The organism is Colwellia piezophila ATCC BAA-637 (assembly GCF_000378625.1).
Lineage (GTDB): Bacteria > Pseudomonadota > Gammaproteobacteria > Enterobacterales > Alteromonadaceae > Colwellia > Colwellia piezophila.
In genome coordinates, this window is record NZ_KB905160.1 from 600,952 (window position 1) to 617,524 (window position 16,573).

Annotated in this window: 12 protein-coding genes; 6 read left to right on the forward strand and 6 right to left on the reverse strand. The window is 37.7% G+C overall.

The genetic code is table 11. The features are described from left to right. Positions 1 to 890: 890 nt before the first annotated feature. Both F580_RS0102500 and F580_RS26255 read right to left on the reverse strand, forming a co-directional pair. Positions 891 to 2,555 carry an alpha-L-fucosidase gene (locus F580_RS0102500; protein ID WP_019026119.1) on the reverse strand — a complete coding sequence of 555 codons (1,665 nt, stop codon included), beginning with the start codon at positions 2,553 to 2,555 and terminating at the stop codon, positions 891 to 893. Between the two features lie 671 nt (positions 2,556 to 3,226). After that, positions 3,227 to 3,364, reverse strand: coding sequence for a hypothetical protein (locus F580_RS26255; protein WP_019026120.1), 138 nt, complete (start codon positions 3,362 to 3,364; stop codon positions 3,227 to 3,229). 617 nt (positions 3,365 to 3,981) lie between these two features. On the opposite strand from F580_RS26255, the gene F580_RS0102510 reads away from it, so the two are divergent. The 4 genes from F580_RS0102510 (at position 3,982) to F580_RS0102525 (ending at position 9,768) form a co-directional block, all read left to right on the forward strand. Next, the gene (locus F580_RS0102510) at positions 3,982 to 5,577 is read left to right on the forward strand and encodes a sulfatase family protein (RefSeq protein WP_019026121.1); all 1,596 of its coding nucleotides are present in this window, start codon (positions 3,982 to 3,984) and stop codon (positions 5,575 to 5,577) included. Positions 5,578 to 5,737: 160 nt separating this feature from the next. Beyond that, positions 5,738 to 6,076 (forward strand): hypothetical protein, encoded by a 339-nt coding sequence (locus tag F580_RS0102515; RefSeq protein WP_019026122.1) that lies wholly within the window; start codon positions 5,738 to 5,740, stop codon positions 6,074 to 6,076. 337 nt (positions 6,077 to 6,413) lie between these two features. Beyond that, complete coding sequence (locus F580_RS0102520; protein ID WP_019026123.1) at positions 6,414 to 7,319, forward strand: GntR family transcriptional regulator; 906 nt, start codon at positions 6,414 to 6,416, stop codon at positions 7,317 to 7,319. Positions 7,320 to 7,566: 247 nt separating this feature from the next. Beyond that, positions 7,567 to 9,768, forward strand: a complete 2,202-nt coding sequence (locus F580_RS0102525) for a multiheme c-type cytochrome (protein ID WP_026301203.1) — start codon at positions 7,567 to 7,569, stop codon at positions 9,766 to 9,768. A 214-nt stretch (positions 9,769 to 9,982) separates the two neighbouring features. On the opposite strand, the gene F580_RS27265 is transcribed toward F580_RS0102525, so the two are convergent. Then, the gene (locus F580_RS27265) at positions 9,983 to 10,123 is read right to left on the reverse strand and encodes a hypothetical protein (protein ID WP_425393307.1); all 141 of its coding nucleotides are present in this window, start codon (positions 10,121 to 10,123) and stop codon (positions 9,983 to 9,985) included. Between the two features lie 335 nt (positions 10,124 to 10,458). Between F580_RS27265 and F580_RS0102535 the strand changes: the two genes are divergently transcribed. Beyond that, entirely contained in the window at positions 10,459 to 11,478 is a 1,020-nt protein-coding gene (locus F580_RS0102535) for an aldo/keto reductase (protein WP_019026126.1), read from the forward strand. A gap of 276 nt (positions 11,479 to 11,754) precedes the next feature. Further along, a complete protein-coding gene (gene fbaA, locus F580_RS0102540) occupies positions 11,755 to 12,828 on the forward strand; it encodes a class II fructose-bisphosphate aldolase (protein ID WP_019026127.1) in 1,074 nt (357 codons plus the stop codon). Positions 12,829 to 13,095: 267 nt separating this feature from the next. Here fbaA and F580_RS0102545 read toward each other — a convergent pair whose 3' ends face one another. From F580_RS0102545 to F580_RS0102555, 3 genes are all read right to left on the reverse strand, one after another. After that, positions 13,096 to 14,097 (reverse strand): glucokinase, encoded by a 1,002-nt coding sequence (locus tag F580_RS0102545; RefSeq protein WP_019026128.1) that lies wholly within the window; start codon positions 14,095 to 14,097, stop codon positions 13,096 to 13,098. 53 nt (positions 14,098 to 14,150) lie between these two features. After that, positions 14,151 to 15,152: a LacI family DNA-binding transcriptional regulator gene (locus tag F580_RS0102550; RefSeq protein WP_019026129.1), complete on the reverse strand. Its 1,002-nt coding sequence runs from the start codon at positions 15,150 to 15,152 to the stop codon at positions 14,151 to 14,153. Positions 15,153 to 15,230: 78 nt separating this feature from the next. Then, on the reverse strand, positions 15,231 to 16,559 hold the full coding sequence (locus F580_RS0102555) for a glycoside-pentoside-hexuronide (GPH):cation symporter (RefSeq protein WP_019026130.1): 1,329 nt from the start codon (positions 16,557 to 16,559) through the stop codon (positions 15,231 to 15,233). Between the last annotated feature and the right edge of the window lie 14 nt (positions 16,560 to 16,573).

The window sequence follows — 16,573 nt, forward strand, 5'->3', positions numbered from 1 at the left end:
AGTCAAACCAGCAGCCACAGCAGTCAAACCAGCAGCCGCAGCAGTCAAACCAGCAGCAATAACAAAAAACAGTAACACTAGCACTCGCTAGCGTAACGTGAAGCCCTCACTATGAGGGCTTTTTTTTATCCTGTTCCTTGCCAGCGACTGCGCAGACAATAAGTTGATATATAGCAAGACGACATCAATATGGGCTACTTAACTCTAAGGCCGATATCCCAGGCGATATAATCAGCGAAAGCCTGCGTTTTCACTGTAGCGGTAAAGGAGTTAAATGCGTGAAAGCCTATAGCTGGCACAGCAACAAGGTAACTTGGGGCAATAAACCAAAAAGTGACGGCTCATTGATCGATAGCAGGATATTATAGATTGCCATTGGACAGATTTCGATGTCTCAGACTTTGTCAAAAATTCTCCCTATGCTAGCTTTGCCCCTGAGAAAAAGTAATACAGCTGCCGAATCGTGACCGAATGTTTAGAGCAAGAAGCTAAGTCATTAATGATTAACTGGAATGCAGGTCATCGTTAATGGTCTAGTAACGTAGATTTATAGGTAGTTGTAGACGCTAGTCTACGCTTATATCACCGTCGATGACGGTTCTGCAGGAACTCATCATACTGATACTTGTCGGTTATTGATGGTTGGGACTGCAAAAAAGGTAAATCTGTGCAGCAGGGTGGCAAGGTGAATTTATATACCCAAACAACTTGAAGATACTGGATTTAGCAAGCTGCTTGGGTATATATAGATAAAATGTTTTATGCTGAATCTATGCTTTTATTGTGTTTTTATAAAACGATAGGTTGGTTGTCGCTTTTTCTAATCTATAGTAAAACGCCAAGATAGGGCTTGCTATCTTGGCGTTAAAAAGTACAACCATTCGAAATAATTAGTGAATTTTAAATGACATGCCGTGGCTAAATATCTTAGAGGGTTTTTGCTTAGGCAGCTTAATTTTTAAACCTGCCTTAGTGCGAGTGAATTCTACGTCACCGTAGCCCAGCATAGATACCTTATTAATGCCTTGTGGATAATATTCAGAATTAGCTTTTAGGCTTTCAATCAACAACTCCCCCGATTTAGGCCAAGTTAATGACATGGCATATAATTGTCCGTCTTTTTGGGTAAAACGAATTTCACCATCTTTAACGTTGTTATAAGTCCAAATCATCCGCATAACTTGCTTTTTCTTGCCACTCTCTTTTATTTTCCAAGTAGAGATAGGGCCTTCAGCGGGAATTGTCCAACGTCTAGTATCGTAAATAGCCTCACCATTAATATTTAACCATTGACCAATTTCACGGAAAATAGCTTCTTCTTTAGGATCTATTGCGCCAGAGGCCATCGGTGTTAATGATAACAAGTAAATACCGCCACGGGCTACCATGTCCATAAGTGCGTCGATATGGTAGTTGGCCTTAAGGTTGTAGTCTTTGTTGTTAACATAAGTCCATGGGTAACTAATCGCGCGATCAACTAAGAAGTAACCACCCACATCAGCTGGCATATCTCGGCCACCTTCATAAGTGGGAATACCGACATGTTCAGGGAAATTAAAGTTAGCACCGCCAGGTAATTTATTAGCAACGACAACTTCTTTACCTTCTGCTTTTGCATGCTCGTAATAGTAATCTAACGCATCAACCACTAAGTTTTCTGGCGAGTTGGCGTTGGTACGTCTGATACCGTCAAAAAAGAAAAAATCAGGGGAATATTTATCAACGACTTCAATGATTTTGTCGTGCCACTGCTGAGCAAAAACATCAATGGTGGTTGTTTTACTATGACGACCTGGGAAAAAATCTTCGTAAGCGGGATCGTAAATATCTAGTTTGCTTTTCTCTGTTGCGTTGAAGCTAGATTCATCCAGATCTTTGTAGACCATATCCCAGGTTCTGGCATGATGGAAACTTGCCGCTACTTTAAAATCCCTTTTACGTGCTTCGGTAACAAACTCACCATATAAATCACGCTTAGGCCCCATATTGCCGGCATTCCAACGACTGATTTTACTGTCCCACATTAAAAAACCATCGTGATGAACTAGACCTAAACCACCAAATTTTGCGCCAGAGTCAATCATCAAATCTAGCATATTTTTAGCGTTATAATCTTCTGCTTTAAACATATCAACAAATTTGCTGTAACCAAAATCTTCAGGCTTACCAAAATTGTCCAAATGATATTGATAGATGCCACGAGGATTACTCTTATCATACATATAACGATGATAAACGTTGGTGGCAAAGGCCGGCACTGAATAAACTCCCCAGTGTGTATAAATACCAAATTTGGCATCGATGATCCATTCAGGAATTTTATTGGAGCCAATTTTATTCCAAGCATCACGATATTCTACTACCGCTGTTTGGTAGGTAGGGCGAGTAAATTCACCTTGGTGTTTTTTTAGTAAGGCAGCTTCATTCTTACTCAATTGAGCAACATTAGTATCGGTATAAATATCCGAGGCACTATTTTTTGCATAAATGGCTTTTGTATAAATAGAGCCTGATAGGACTGCTAAGGATAATAGGCTTAAGGTAAACTTTTTCATGGTAGTATTCTCTGTTGCGTTTACTTGTGTTTATTGTTGTTGTGTTAGCAATAGTTGAGTTATAAAAGGATTGTACAATTTTAATCTCAACATCAATTCGATGGTCTTTATAGTTAATGTACATTAAGTGATTTAGTAAAACAAACTTTGAAGTGTAAAGCTTGATACGCAAAGGTAATGCTATTTGAGAATGTTCACTTAGTTAGTGCAATTGGTATAGGTACTTAATTTATTTGATGGCGTGGTTATTTAGTTACAGTGATTCGTGCAATGATCATTTCAGCAACGGAAATAAAAAGTCCTAAAAATAAAACTCGTAGGGTTTTTAATATGTTAGGTGAGCGTGATTTTATGATGATTTACTCAATTATTTACGGTAATAAAGTACGCCGGTGCTACTCTGTCTTTTCCTTCCTACTTACCGAAAATCCGGCTTTGCATGTCCGTTTCACATTTAAACAGAGCGTACAATACTTTCGCTAGTGTCACTTCTTTGGTGCGCATAGTAGAGCGACCTTTACTGGTGGGCCATACGCCTATTTTAAAAGAGTCTCTTGACGTCATCAAAGATGCGCGAGTGGTTGTGCATTTATTTTCAGTATGACTATTGGTCAGACCAATAGATTTACTCGCTAACTTGTGAATATTCTCCGTTTTTAAATGTGGATTGCCTAAAATCCATAGTTGTTACCTTGTTCATCTGTCATGATCACAATGACAGATGACCGTTGCTGCGCATTAACTTGGCCAATTAATAAGAGCATAAATACTATGTTCATCAGTAAAAAGGTTAGTGTACTTTTTCTCATATTACCGCCGGAAGTGAATGATATTTTTGATGGGGGAAACACGGATATGATGGTTGTTATTTAACAGACATGTTAAATGACTTAGCAAATTTCTAGGGTTGTGTTCCGAGAGCACATAGGGAATGGGTTTACGGTTATGTGGGTACCTCGCAACTATATAAGGTTATATGTCTGCAATGGTGAAGTGAGTCATGGGTATGCTAAACGATCGTTTTTATGTTACGGGTGATAATAGCTATATACTGATAACTGGTGGGTTTTATCGACAAACACCTTTAATAACCATAATGTAGTGTTCAACAAATTTTGTGAAAGCTATTATAGATATCGAATGATACAAATAGAGTTAAAGATACTAGGTGATTATTGACAAATTATTGTTGATACCAAACGGGGCACTTAAGCATTTAGTTTAATTAGATAGATAAATAAAATTTTATCAATACGGTTAACCCTAGGATTTTACCCAATGGCTAAGTTAAACCAAGCCTATCGAAATAGGTAAAGTAGTGTAAAGGTTATTGTTAAAATATATATACTATGTTTATTATAGTTAATACACATAGCGATAAGGGTGCAAAAGCACACTTCTCACAAATTTTGCTAGAGACACCAATATGCGCAGTACTTTTTCTAAATTAACCATGTTATTAGCCGTTTCATTAACATCTTCAACACTTTATGCCCAAAACTATGAACAGCCTAATATCATTCTGGTTGTTACGGATGACCAACACCGTATTGATTTTAACTACTTAAAAGAAGGGCGTGATGCAAGCGGTAAAGCATTAAACTTTACCCCAAATATCGATCGCTTATCTAGCGAAGGTATTATTTTCGATCAAATGTATGCAACAAGCACTGTATGTACACCAAGTCGCTTTTCAGTGTTAACCGGTAACTTAGCGAGTCGTGCAACTAACAGCAGATTTACTAAAGACCTTAAAAAATATCAACAAGCCAATGTTGCTTTTAATACTCATATAGAACCAAAAAATGACAATATTGCCAAAACATTAAGTCAAAATGGTTATTTTACCGGTGGTGTCGGAAAGAATCATGTGATTGAAAGCCACATCATTCACAGAATTAGCCGTCAAGCCGATGTCACAAAAGCTGAAGTTATCAAAAAGTTAATGGAAAATCAGCAGGCGCAAATAAAAGCCTATAAAGACATTGGTTTTGATTTTGCTGACAGAATTTATACCGGTAATGTGCCAGGTCAATATCCTAAAGCGTTAGAGGCACATAACCAAGACTGGATTACCGAAGGAGCAATGAACTTCCTAGATATTGCTAACACCAAAGATCAGCCGTTTTTTCTTTATTTCGCTACAACCCTAGAGCACGGTCCTCATAAACAAGGCAGTAAATATAAAGGTGATCCGCGCATGACCCCCGTTGGCTTGTTAGCTGATAAAGATATTCCAAAGGTACAACCATCGCGTGACAGTATCACCAAGAGAATTAAAGCACATGGTTTGGAAAAGCGTGCCACTGATGTTTTATGGTTAGACGATGCTGTTGGTGCACTAATTTCTAAGCTTGAAAAAACAAACAAGCTTGATAATACCATTATTTTTTACTTTAACGATCATGGCGTTGAAGGTGGTAAAGGAAGTATGTATCAAGGCGGTACATTAACGCCATCTTTTGTCTGGTTTGGCGACAAGTTTAAAGGCGGACGTCGTATCAGTGATATTGTCGCTAATATTGATATTGCACCGACTATTTATGATTTAGCAAAAGTAAAGAAAGCCCCTAAAACTGACGGGCAGACCATGGTGCCGCTTTATCAAGGTAATAACAGTCAGTGGCGTGACAGCTTAATTTCAGAAATAGGTGTTACTCGCTCTATTATTAAAGATGGTTGGAAGTATATTGCCTACAGAGTACCACAAGAAAAACTAGCTATGCCGATGTCTGAGCGTAAAAAATTAAAGCAATCTAAAGGTAAAAGTGCAAAAGATTTACCTTGGATGCACATGGGAGGAACACCAGGTGGCAGAGGACTAGAAGCACTCGTTGTCAAAACCTATGGGGCAGAAAATTACTTTGCAACGGACCAACTTTATCGTTATTTGGACGACCCAAAAGAAAAAAACAATGTCATTGATAACCCTGAAAATAAAAAGATAGTTGAGCAATTAAAGCTTCAACTTGCCCAAGAACTAAAAAATCGTCCCGGCAATTTTGCCGAATTTACAGAGTAACAAACGGATAATTTAATTTTATAGCAATGGACAGTTTGCAACTTGTATGCGAAGTGTCCATTCAAAATTAAATTTTCACAGTTATACCAAACGGATTAATTAGTCCGATTGGTATTAAACGTACTCAATTTAACTTTTAAACTTAAAATAGTAGGTAAAAATGAAAAACATAACAACGATATTTACAGCTTTATTATTGCTCACCCTAATGTTTACATCTTCGGTTTATGCGGCAGATAAAGCAGAAAAAAAAGCCAAGAAAAAAATGGCTAGTTACGCACAAGTTATTAAACTCAATGATGCAGAACACGAACAAGTTTACCAATTACTTTTAAATGAACAAACACTGTTAAAAGCAGCTAAAAAAGAGCACAAAGGTGATAAAAAATCATTTAAAGCTGCGATTAAGCCGGTGAAGGCTGAGACTGCAAGTGAAATTGAAGCGATCATTGGCAGTGAAAAAATGGAAGTCTATTTAGCAAGTCGAGTCAAAAAGTAAAACAGCTTTGATTCAGTCGCTCAGTTTAAATAACATTTGAGTCAACCTTTAAGGCTGTTATACCCATTCCAATAAGTTTTTTTCCACTTTGCGGGAGTTAAGAGCCCTAGAGGTCGGCATTGCTTGTAGATAAAGCTAAGTTTCATGGTTAAGTAATAAAATTAAACTAATGCATGAATATGTCTTGGACCAGAGTGTATTAATTACTATTAAGCTTTAGGCTTGTTTATTTACAAATAAAAACATCCATATTTGTAATAAAACAACTTAAATGATGTTAGTATTTATAAACGACAGTAATAAATGCTACTCAATCGTTTTATAATAAGGATATATAATGCAAAGTCACCTGATTCAAACAACAGCTAATAGCATATTGAAATCATTTTCTGAAGTTGAAAGTGTAAGTAATATAATATTAAAAGATAACACCTTAGCTAAAAAATTAAATGTTAGCCGTACTACTATTAGAACGGCTTTAAAAGAGCTGCAAACTAAAGGTGTTATTGCAATCAGTGACAATCATAAAACGGTATTACGCTCACCGGTTGACTCTGATTATTTTGATACCAGCAATAGTGTATCTTCCAAAGAAGAAATTATTGAAACATACTTTTTAGATTTAATTAATCACGGAAAATTATTACCAGGTGACAAGTTCTCTGAGCTAGAATTGGCTAAGTCATCGGGATGTAATACCATTACGGTGAGAGAGTTTCTCATTAAGTTTTCTCGTTTTGGTTTGATCGAGAAAAAGCCCAGAGCTAAATGGAAAATGATCAAGTTTGATGAACAATTCGCTTTAGAATTAGTACAATTTCGACGTATTCTAGAAATGAATTCCATTACGCAATTAATGGCGACACCTGCAGATGATGGGGTATGGGAAGAGTTATCGATATTACTAGATAAACATGTTGAAGTATTGTCTGACGTGGACAATCGATATACTGAACTGAGTGAGTTGGATCGTAAATTCCACTATATTATACAGCGCGCTTCAGGAAATCGATTTTTCATGCAATTTTTCGATGTAGTGTCTTTAATTTGTCATTACCATTATCAATGGAATAAAGGTGATGAGCTAGAACGAAATAAAGTGGCGATCGAAGAGCATATTGAAATAATTACTCAGTTACTCGCCCATAACACATCGGGTGTTTTGGCTGCGATGGAAACCCATCTAAATACTTCTAAGAGAACATTGCTACGTTCAGCACATGGCCTTGAAGAGACGGCTTAAACTTTTTCTCATAGCGCCTTTTTATAGTGGTTGGCTGTTTAATTAACAGTGGAATTGACCCTGTTTAAGGCGTTGTATTTAGTTTGAATCATGTTATTTAACGCCAACGCCCAATAATGTTTTCTTGGTTTTGTTAATTATTCTTCCTGCATTGGCGACACACCAATAATTGAAAAAATTCTTCTCCAGGTGTTATTGCACATGCTTTATTATTACAAAATCAACTAGTTTAAGGTAAGTATCAGTTTTGAAGTTTTTTTATTTATGTTGTCTTACTTTAGCTACTTTTCTAAGTCATTTTTCAGTGCAGAGTGCTGAAATTTCTGAACATTATTTTAAAAAGAGTCCATCTATATCCAACCAGCAATGTATTTCCTGTCATCAACAATCACATGAAACATGGCAAAAATCAGATCATGCTAAAGCAATGGCTATTGCCGACAAAAATTCGGTATTAGCCAACTTTAATAATGTAGATGTTGAACACTACGGCCAAAAAGCTCACTTTTTCATTAAAGATAATTTATACCAAGTCACCATCAATTATGATGAAAAACTAGATACCTACCCGATAAAATATACCTTTGGTCATTTTCCTCTACAGCAATACCTAGTAGAAACTGAAAAGGGCAGACTGCAAGTATTGCCCTTTGCTTGGGATAGTCGAACGAAAGCTGATGGTGGTCAGCGTTGGTATCATAACTATAGCCATGAAGAAATTCGTCCTGAAGATAGATTACATTGGCGTCAGCCACTGCAAAATTGGAATGGCATGTGTGCGGATTGTCATTCTGATGGCTTAGTTAGAAATTATAATAAAGAGACAAATACTTTTACCAGTCAATTCGATAACATCAATGTTGGCTGTTTATCTTGCCATGGTGATATGTCGGCACATGCCAAGACCAGTAAGCCTAATAAACGCAACATTGCTAACGACATTACCTCTCAAAAACACCCTACAGGGCAGTGGCTAAGAACAGTTACAGATAAAACGGCTAAATGGCAGGGCACAAAACGCGATAACAGCTTCATGGATGGCTGTTTTGCCTGTCACTCTTTACGTGCACCACTTACTGATGGAATTTCCGCAAACAAGCCGTTTTTAGATCAATTCACCCCACAATTACCTGCTGCTCCTAACTACCATGTAGACGGACAAATTAATGAAGAAGTATATGTTTATGGCTCTTTTTTACAGAGCAAAATGTATGGTAAAGGCGTTAACTGTTTAGATTGCCATGACAAACACACCATGAAATTAAAGGCAGAGGGCAATGGCTTATGTCTACAATGTCATGGTGGTGAAGTGTACAACCGAAAATCTCATCATCAACATCAAGAAACATCTACTGGCGCTCAGTGTGTTAATTGTCATATGCCAACCAACCGCTATATGGGAGTGGATGACAGGCGAGATCACAGTTTTAAAATCCCACGGCCTGACTTATCAGCTCAGTTTAATACTCCTAATGCTTGTACTCAGTGCCATGACGATAAAAGTAACCAATGGGCGAGTGACAATCTAGAAAAATGGCATGGTAAGCCAAAAGCGTTATTAAAGAGTAAGCAGTTTTTAATGACTTTAAACAGCGGCCAAGCCATTAATCTGGAAGATCACTTAAGTATTATTGCAGATACTAAGCTGGATGTAATTAGCCGAGCTAGTGCACTACAAATGCTTAATTTGACCACCCAAATGATCACGATTGAAATACTGAAGCCTTACTTAATTCACCAAGAAGATTTAATTCGACTTAGTGCTGCCAGTGCGGCGCTGTTATTAACACCAGAAGTAAGGATATTACACCTTAGCCCATTATTAACCGATAAATTAAAGGCCATTAGAGTCGTTGCCGCGAGAAGTTTAGTTACCAGTAAAGTTGCGGCAAAACATCAACAAGTATTTAATAATGCTTTTAGAGAGCTAATTATCAGCAATGAGTTAACGAGTTGGCGTGGAGAAGGAAGAGCTAATCAAGCGATATTGGCCTTAGAAAATGGTGAAGCCAAAAAAGCAGAAAAAGCGTTAAAAGCAGTGATAGACATTGAACCTTATTTTGATGTTGGTTACATAAACTTAGCCGATTTATATCGAACTCAGCAACGTCCAGCTCAAGTTGCCAGTGTCTTAGCAAAGGGTATGAAAAATTTGCCCAAAACAGGTGGGCTGAAATATGCTTATGCATTACATTTGGTTAGAACACAACAGCATGATAAAGCGCTCGGATTTTTTGAAAAGGCCACCTTACTTGAGCCAAGTTCAGAGCAGTATCTCTATGCTTATATTTTATCCCTTGATGGACAGGGTGAAACAGTTAATGCACTCAATAAATTACAGCAACTTATAACAAACTATTCAAATAATCAGCAGCTCAAAGAGTTGGGCTTGTATTTGGCACAAAAGACTCAAAATAGGCAAATGTACGATTGGTTTACCGGCTTATAAGGCGAGGTTTTAGCACGTGTATAGACACGGAAACAAAATCGGTGTCACTGCATATTATTAATACTCATATTGGGTTTAGGGTAGGTAAACAATGAATAAGACAAAACGAAAAGTCTTTAGCCACTTAGGAGTTGGTATTGAGATTTTAACCGCTATCAAAGTGACTATTTCAAATAACTTTAACATTGTTCAATTTCATTTATAGGGCCTAAGATCACCTCAATATCTTAACGGATATCATTGGGTTTACTTCATACATCAAACGTAACTTATTAGGCTTGGATTCAGTTTTGCTATCACTAATATAAGCAAAAATGTCAACAGGTGTTAGTACCCTGTGCACATCAACTACCATAGCGCGTAACTAACGCATATTAAAAGGTTTGGCTCTCGGGCTATACTTGCCAGCAATTTAATCATCAATAGAGTGCTGAATCGGCGCTTGCCAATCGCTTTAATTCGCCATATTAATAGCTAACTCATTACTGTTTCGTTTAATCGACAGCTTGTTAGTCGTGAATAATTTTCAATAGAAAATTATTTTGGTGGTTATTATAGATAAAGTACAAAACTGGTTGCTTGTTAATTTAAATGTATTTATGATATGAATATTGATGGGTTTTAGCAAAGCCAGTATTCATTGGTTTGCTAAAAGGCCAACTAAACAGGGCTTTATATAAGAGTGAAAATATGAGTAAGTTGACATCGGCATCAAAAACTATGCCTAAAATAATCTTCGGCACCAGTAGTTTAGGTAACCTTTTTGTTGAGTTAGACAGTGAAGTTAAACGACAATTAGTTCAAGCTGCTGTTGAGGCTAGCCCCGAAATTCCTTTATTCGACAGTGCAGGTAAATACGGAGCGGGTTTGGCATTGGAGTCGTTGGCTGCAGGGTTAAAAGCACTTAATGTTTCCCCTGATGCCGTTAGAATTAGTAATAAACTGGGTTGGAAACGCGTACCGCTGACAAGCGACGAACCAACTTTTGAACCTGGTGCTTGGATAAATCTCAAGCATGATGCAATCCAAGATATTTCTTATCAGGGCATTCTTGATTGTTATCAACAGGGTAATGACTTGCTTGGTGATTATGAAGCTAAAATAGTTTCAATTCATGACCCAGATGAATACCTTGCTGGTGCGAAAGATGAAATCGATTTGACAAAACGTAAACAAGATATCCTTGATGCATATAAAGCACTAATGGAATTGCGTGATGCTGGAAAGGTTGAATCTGTTGGTGTTGGCGCGAAGGATGTTAGCGTTATTGACTTTATTAGCGATCACATTCAATTAGATTGGGCTATGTTTGCTTGTTCAATAACGCCTTATACCCATAATGCATCAACATTAGCTTTATTGAAAAAACTAGGTAAGCAAGGTGTTAGCGTGATCAACTCTGCGGTATTCAACGCAGGTTTTTTGATTGGTAGTGATAATTTTGACTATAAAACTATTACCCGTGACAGTCATGAAGCCGAATTTGTTTGGCGTGATCAGTTCAATATCTTATGTGCTGAATTTAATGTTAAGCCTGCTGAAGTCTGTGTACAGTTTTCCTTCCTGTTTGATGAAATAGTCTCAGTAGCTTTAAACTCTAGCTCGCCAAAACGAGTAAAGGGAAATGTCTCTTTAGTTGAAGCAAAAATCCCCTACGCTTTCTGGCAAGCAATGAAAGATGCAGGTCTTATCTCAATTGAGCTTAGCTAATATAAGCTAAGTACAGCCAATCTTAATTGATAGCTTGGCTATGTTTTTTCATAGCCCAAGTTATGTGATAGGCACCGCCAATATATCTTCATGTCTCAACTAGCAGTTAAATAATTCAATCGTGTTTAAATAGATAAACACGCCAAGTAGTAGCTATAGTTAATTAGCATCTTTATAAAAATCACTTTTAAGTAATGTTTGTTGATTTTACGGTGTGTCTTCTATAGTCAATAACTATGGTGTTGTTAGGTCGTGATTTAAAAGGTCAGTATAACTATGTCAAAAGCTAATTTATTCAAATCAATCGCCAAGGGAGTCGTTACCGGTGGTGATATCCATCGCTTATATGCTATTGCTAAAGCCAACAAATGTGCATTCCCTGCAGTTAATGTTAGCAGTAGCTCCACATTAAATGCTGCATTATCGGCAGCTAAATCAGCTGGAATGCCAATTATTATTCAGTTCTCTAGCGGTGGTTCAGCTTCCTTTATTGGCAAAAGCTCAGGTTTATCTTCAATAGAAGCATCGATAGCGGGGGCCGTTGCTGGCGCTAAATATGTTCATCAAGTCGCTAAAATTTATGATGTGCAGGTAATACTTCATACCGATCATGCAAATAGAAAGCTGCTTCCTTGGATTGATGGCTTATTAGCAGAGGGTGAGAAGTTTTTTGCACAAACAGGGCAGCCTTTATTTAGCTCACACATGATAGATTTATCTGAAGAGTCAATTGAAGAGAATATAACTACCTGTAGTGAGTATCTAAAGCGCTTAAAAGTACTTGATATGTCATTGGAAATTGAACTAGGTTGTACAGGGGGTGAAGAAGATGGTGTTGATAACTCTCATCTTGATAACAGCGCATTATATACTCAACCTGAAGATGTTGCTTATGCTTATGAAACACTAAATCGAATCAGTCCGTATTTCACTATTGCCGCATCATTTGGCAACGTTCATGGTGTTTATCAACCGGGTAATGTTCATTTAACACCGATAATTTTGCAGCAGTCGCAGCAATTTGTTAGTGAAAAATATCAGCTAGCGGCCAATAGTCTTGATTTTGTTTTTCATGGGGGCTCTGGCTCTAGTGCTGAAGACATCAGTGAAGCTATCAGTTATGGTGTGGTAAAAATGAACATAGATACCGATACCCAATGGGCGTATTGGCAAGGTGTCAGTCGTTTTAATAAAAAATTTATTGGCTATCTACAAAGCCAAGTTGGTAACCCTGAGGGACAGGATAAACCCAATAAAAAATACTACGACCCTAGAAACTGGACCCAGGCTGCAGAAGCTTCTATGACTAATAGACTTCTTCAGGCTTACCAAGAGTTGCAGTGCATCTAAACTACGTAAAAGCAGAATACTTTTGTGAATAAAACTGTCCTGTTGGTCTCATGGGTATTTGTTTTAGAAAAATATGGCTTATTGTTCTAACGAATAGCTTAGTTATTCGATTAGTCAGCTCAAAGGTCATAACTTTTTTGTAAAATTAATGCAGTTATACTTCAGCATAAAAAAAGCTCAAGGATCTCTTGAGCTTTTTTGTTTCTTTATATAATTTACAAATCTATTTTTCAACAAATCTTTATTAATGAAGTGTTTATTAAAGCATTAACTCATCTGGTTAAGGTAAGCCGCAGCGCCGAGCAATCCAGGCTGGCTTTCGGTAATGATATAGGTCGGTGTGTTTTCATTTAAATGAGACATTCGACCTTTAGTTTCAAAGCGTGCTCTAAAGTCACTATTGTTCAGGTAATCGACAAACCTAGGCACGATACCGCCAGCGATATAAACGCCGCCAATTGAGCCTGTGGTCAATGCTAAATTACCGGCGAAACTCCCTAATATTTTACAAAACTGTGATAAAGCTTGTTGGCATACTTCGCAACTGCCAGCTAATGCTTGAGTGCTGATACCTTTAGCTGATAACTCAATTGATGGTTTAGCGAGTTCATCATTGGTAGCTTCTTGATTATTGATGGCCAACAAGGCTTGGTATATTTGCACTAAGCCATAGCCAGAAAGAAGCTGTTCATAAGAAATTCGTTTTTTAGTTTTTTTCAACTGCTGAAATATTTGTATATCAAGTTCATCTACCGGGGCAAAATCGATATGGCCACCTTCGCCACCAAGGCAGTGCCAGTGACCATTGATATTTTCTAAATTCGCCACACCAAGACCTGTTCCTGGTCCACATACAGCAATAGGTTTATTGGCTAATGCGGTCCCACCACCAATTTTTACTTTTTGCTGATCAGTTAATAAAGGGATTGCCATTGCTATGGCAGTGTAGTCATTTATCAGCGTTAAGCTGTTTAACTTCAGCTCTTCTTTAAGCTGTTTTTGCGAGAACTGCCAAGGTAAATTTGTCATTGATATTTCATCAGTATCAACGGGGCAGGCGATGGCTAAACACGCATTGACTTGAGCATTGAGTAATTTTTTTTCGGTTAGATATTGAGAAATAACATTACTTAAGTGAGGAAACTCTTGGCACTGATAGGTTTCAATTTCATAGAGTTTATTATGCTTATCCGTTATTGCTAACCGGATATTGGTGCCGCCAATATCCGCAACTAAATTGATTACTTGTCTATCTTGTGAGTCATTCATCTTTTTTGTTACTTCTCGTTCAATGGTGTTTTTCTACCGCATTAGCAACGGCACTACGTTTTGCAAATAACCGAATCTCTGGTAATTAGCGTCGGCTCAAATGAGTGGGTAATTGACATATTCTTTTGTTTATAAATGTTTTTCAATACTAACTTTGCCGCCATATGGCCCATTAAATTTACCGGGTTGTCTATGGTGGTCAATTTAGGATAGGTATGTCGTGCAAAAATAATATTATCAAAGCCTATTATTGATAGATCTTTAGGTAAGGAGAGCCCTTGCTCTCTGGCATAAGTTATTGCACCAGAAGCCATCTCATCATTGGCACAAATTAAAGCGCTAAAGTTCTGTTTACTTTCAAGGAAGTATTTCAAGCCGTCACTACCACCGGTTTCTTTAAAGTCACCTTCAAAATATAGCGTGTCATTAAAAGCTAGATTATGATCGGCAAGTGCTCGTTTATGACCCGTTAATCTGTCTTTTGAATCGGCTTTAAATTGAGGCCCAGCGAGATAGGCAATAGCTGAGTGGCCCTGTTCTAATACTGACTGGGTTGCTAAGTAACCACCTAATTCATTATCTAAGCTAATACAGTTGCCATTTAAACCTTCAACTAATCGACTCATGAAATAAACAGGCGTTTTTCCTTTACATAAATCAATAAGGTAAGCATCACTGACTGCCTCGACGTGTAAGATAATCGCATCACAATTTCTGCTGATCAGAAACTCAATGCCGTCCTTTTCTTTATCTTCTTCACTGTGGCCAGTAGTAATAATAACATGTTTTCCTGCTGCTCTTAATTCGGCTTCTATACCTGCCATCATCTGCCCAAAGAAAGCACCGTGCAGCTCAGACACTAAAATACCAACACTGTTGCTTCTATTAGACGCTAACGATTGCGCAATAGAATTAGGGCGATAGCCTAGCTCTGCCATTGCATCCAAAACTTTTTGGCGGGTTTTATCGCTAACTCGTGAGTTTTTATTTATCACCCGAGAAACGGTTGCTAAAGAGACACTCGCCAGTTTTGAAACTTCGTATATAGTCGCCATGTTATTCCTAAGTTGCGCAATTTTAGTGATAAATACTTTAAATTTTAACGGTTGAATTCTAACATATTTGTCAAGTCGTTAACTAGTCTCAGTTTTTAATTGTGCTTGAATTTTAACTACTTGCTGCTCTGTTAAGGTATATTTTCGCATTACCCAGGCAACAGCAAATGAGCCTAATGCCGGTAACACGGTAAAAGATAATAATATCCCCTGTTTAGTGGCTTCTGTTTGCACAACATCTGCCTGGTAGTTATAAAATGCTAATAACCAACCAGCGAGTGCACCGCCAATTGCTACGCCCATTTTAATGAAAAATATTACACCAGAGTAAACCATGCCAGTAATACGAAGACCGGTTTTTTTATGACCATAATCTATGGTGTCAGCCATTTTTGCCCATAACAAGGGGGTCGCCATATCTAAAAAGAATTTCCATGCGATAAAGGCAATATAGGCTAAAACAATTTGCTCTTCGCCAATGAAGAAACTAAATAAACAGATGGTTGCGGAGATGAGTTGTAGAGCGATATAAGCTTTGATTTTACAGACCCGTTTAGCCAGCGGTTGAGCAACGGCGCAACCAATCATACTGGCAATAACACCTAATGTTAGGAAGGAAGTAATCAAGTCTTCACGACCAAGAAAGTATTTCACATAATAAACGGCTAGGGTAAAGCGTAAAACTTGTCCGGTTAGCAAAAATAACGCGGCCATACATAAAATACGCCATTGATCATTCTTCCATAAAGATTGCATATTTTCTTTAAATGATGACGATTGATTTTCAGGTAAACTGACTCGCTCTTTAGTGCCTAAAAAGCATAACAAAAACAATATTAAGCCCAATGAACTCATTACTATCATGGTCATTTGATAGCCTTTGGCGCTATCACCATTGCCGAAAAACTCCACCATCGGCAACGTTAGCCCAGCAACAATAACGCCGCCTAACATACCAAAAACAAAGCGGTAAGATTGTACGGTAACTCGCTCTTTTGCATCGGCAGTTATGACAGCGCCTAGTGCACAATAAGGTATGTTAATGGCGGTATAGGCAATCATTAATAAGGTATAAGTGACAAAAGCATAAATTATTTTAGTATCGTCGGGTAAATCCGGCGTGGTAAAAGCCAATATGCTGATAATGGCAAAGGGAAAAGCAAGCCATAGTAGGTAGGGTCTAAACTGGCCCCATTTGGTTTTAGTATTGTCAGCAATGTTACCCATGATCGGATCTGTTATCGCGTCTATTAGCCGAACTACAAGAAACATGGTACCAACGGCTGCCGGTGATAGCCCCATAACATCAGTATAAAAAAGTAATAAAAACATCATTACCGTTTGAAAAATAATGTTACTGGCGGTATCGCCTAAACCATAGGCTATTTTTTCTTTTACACTAATCATTGATACAATACTCT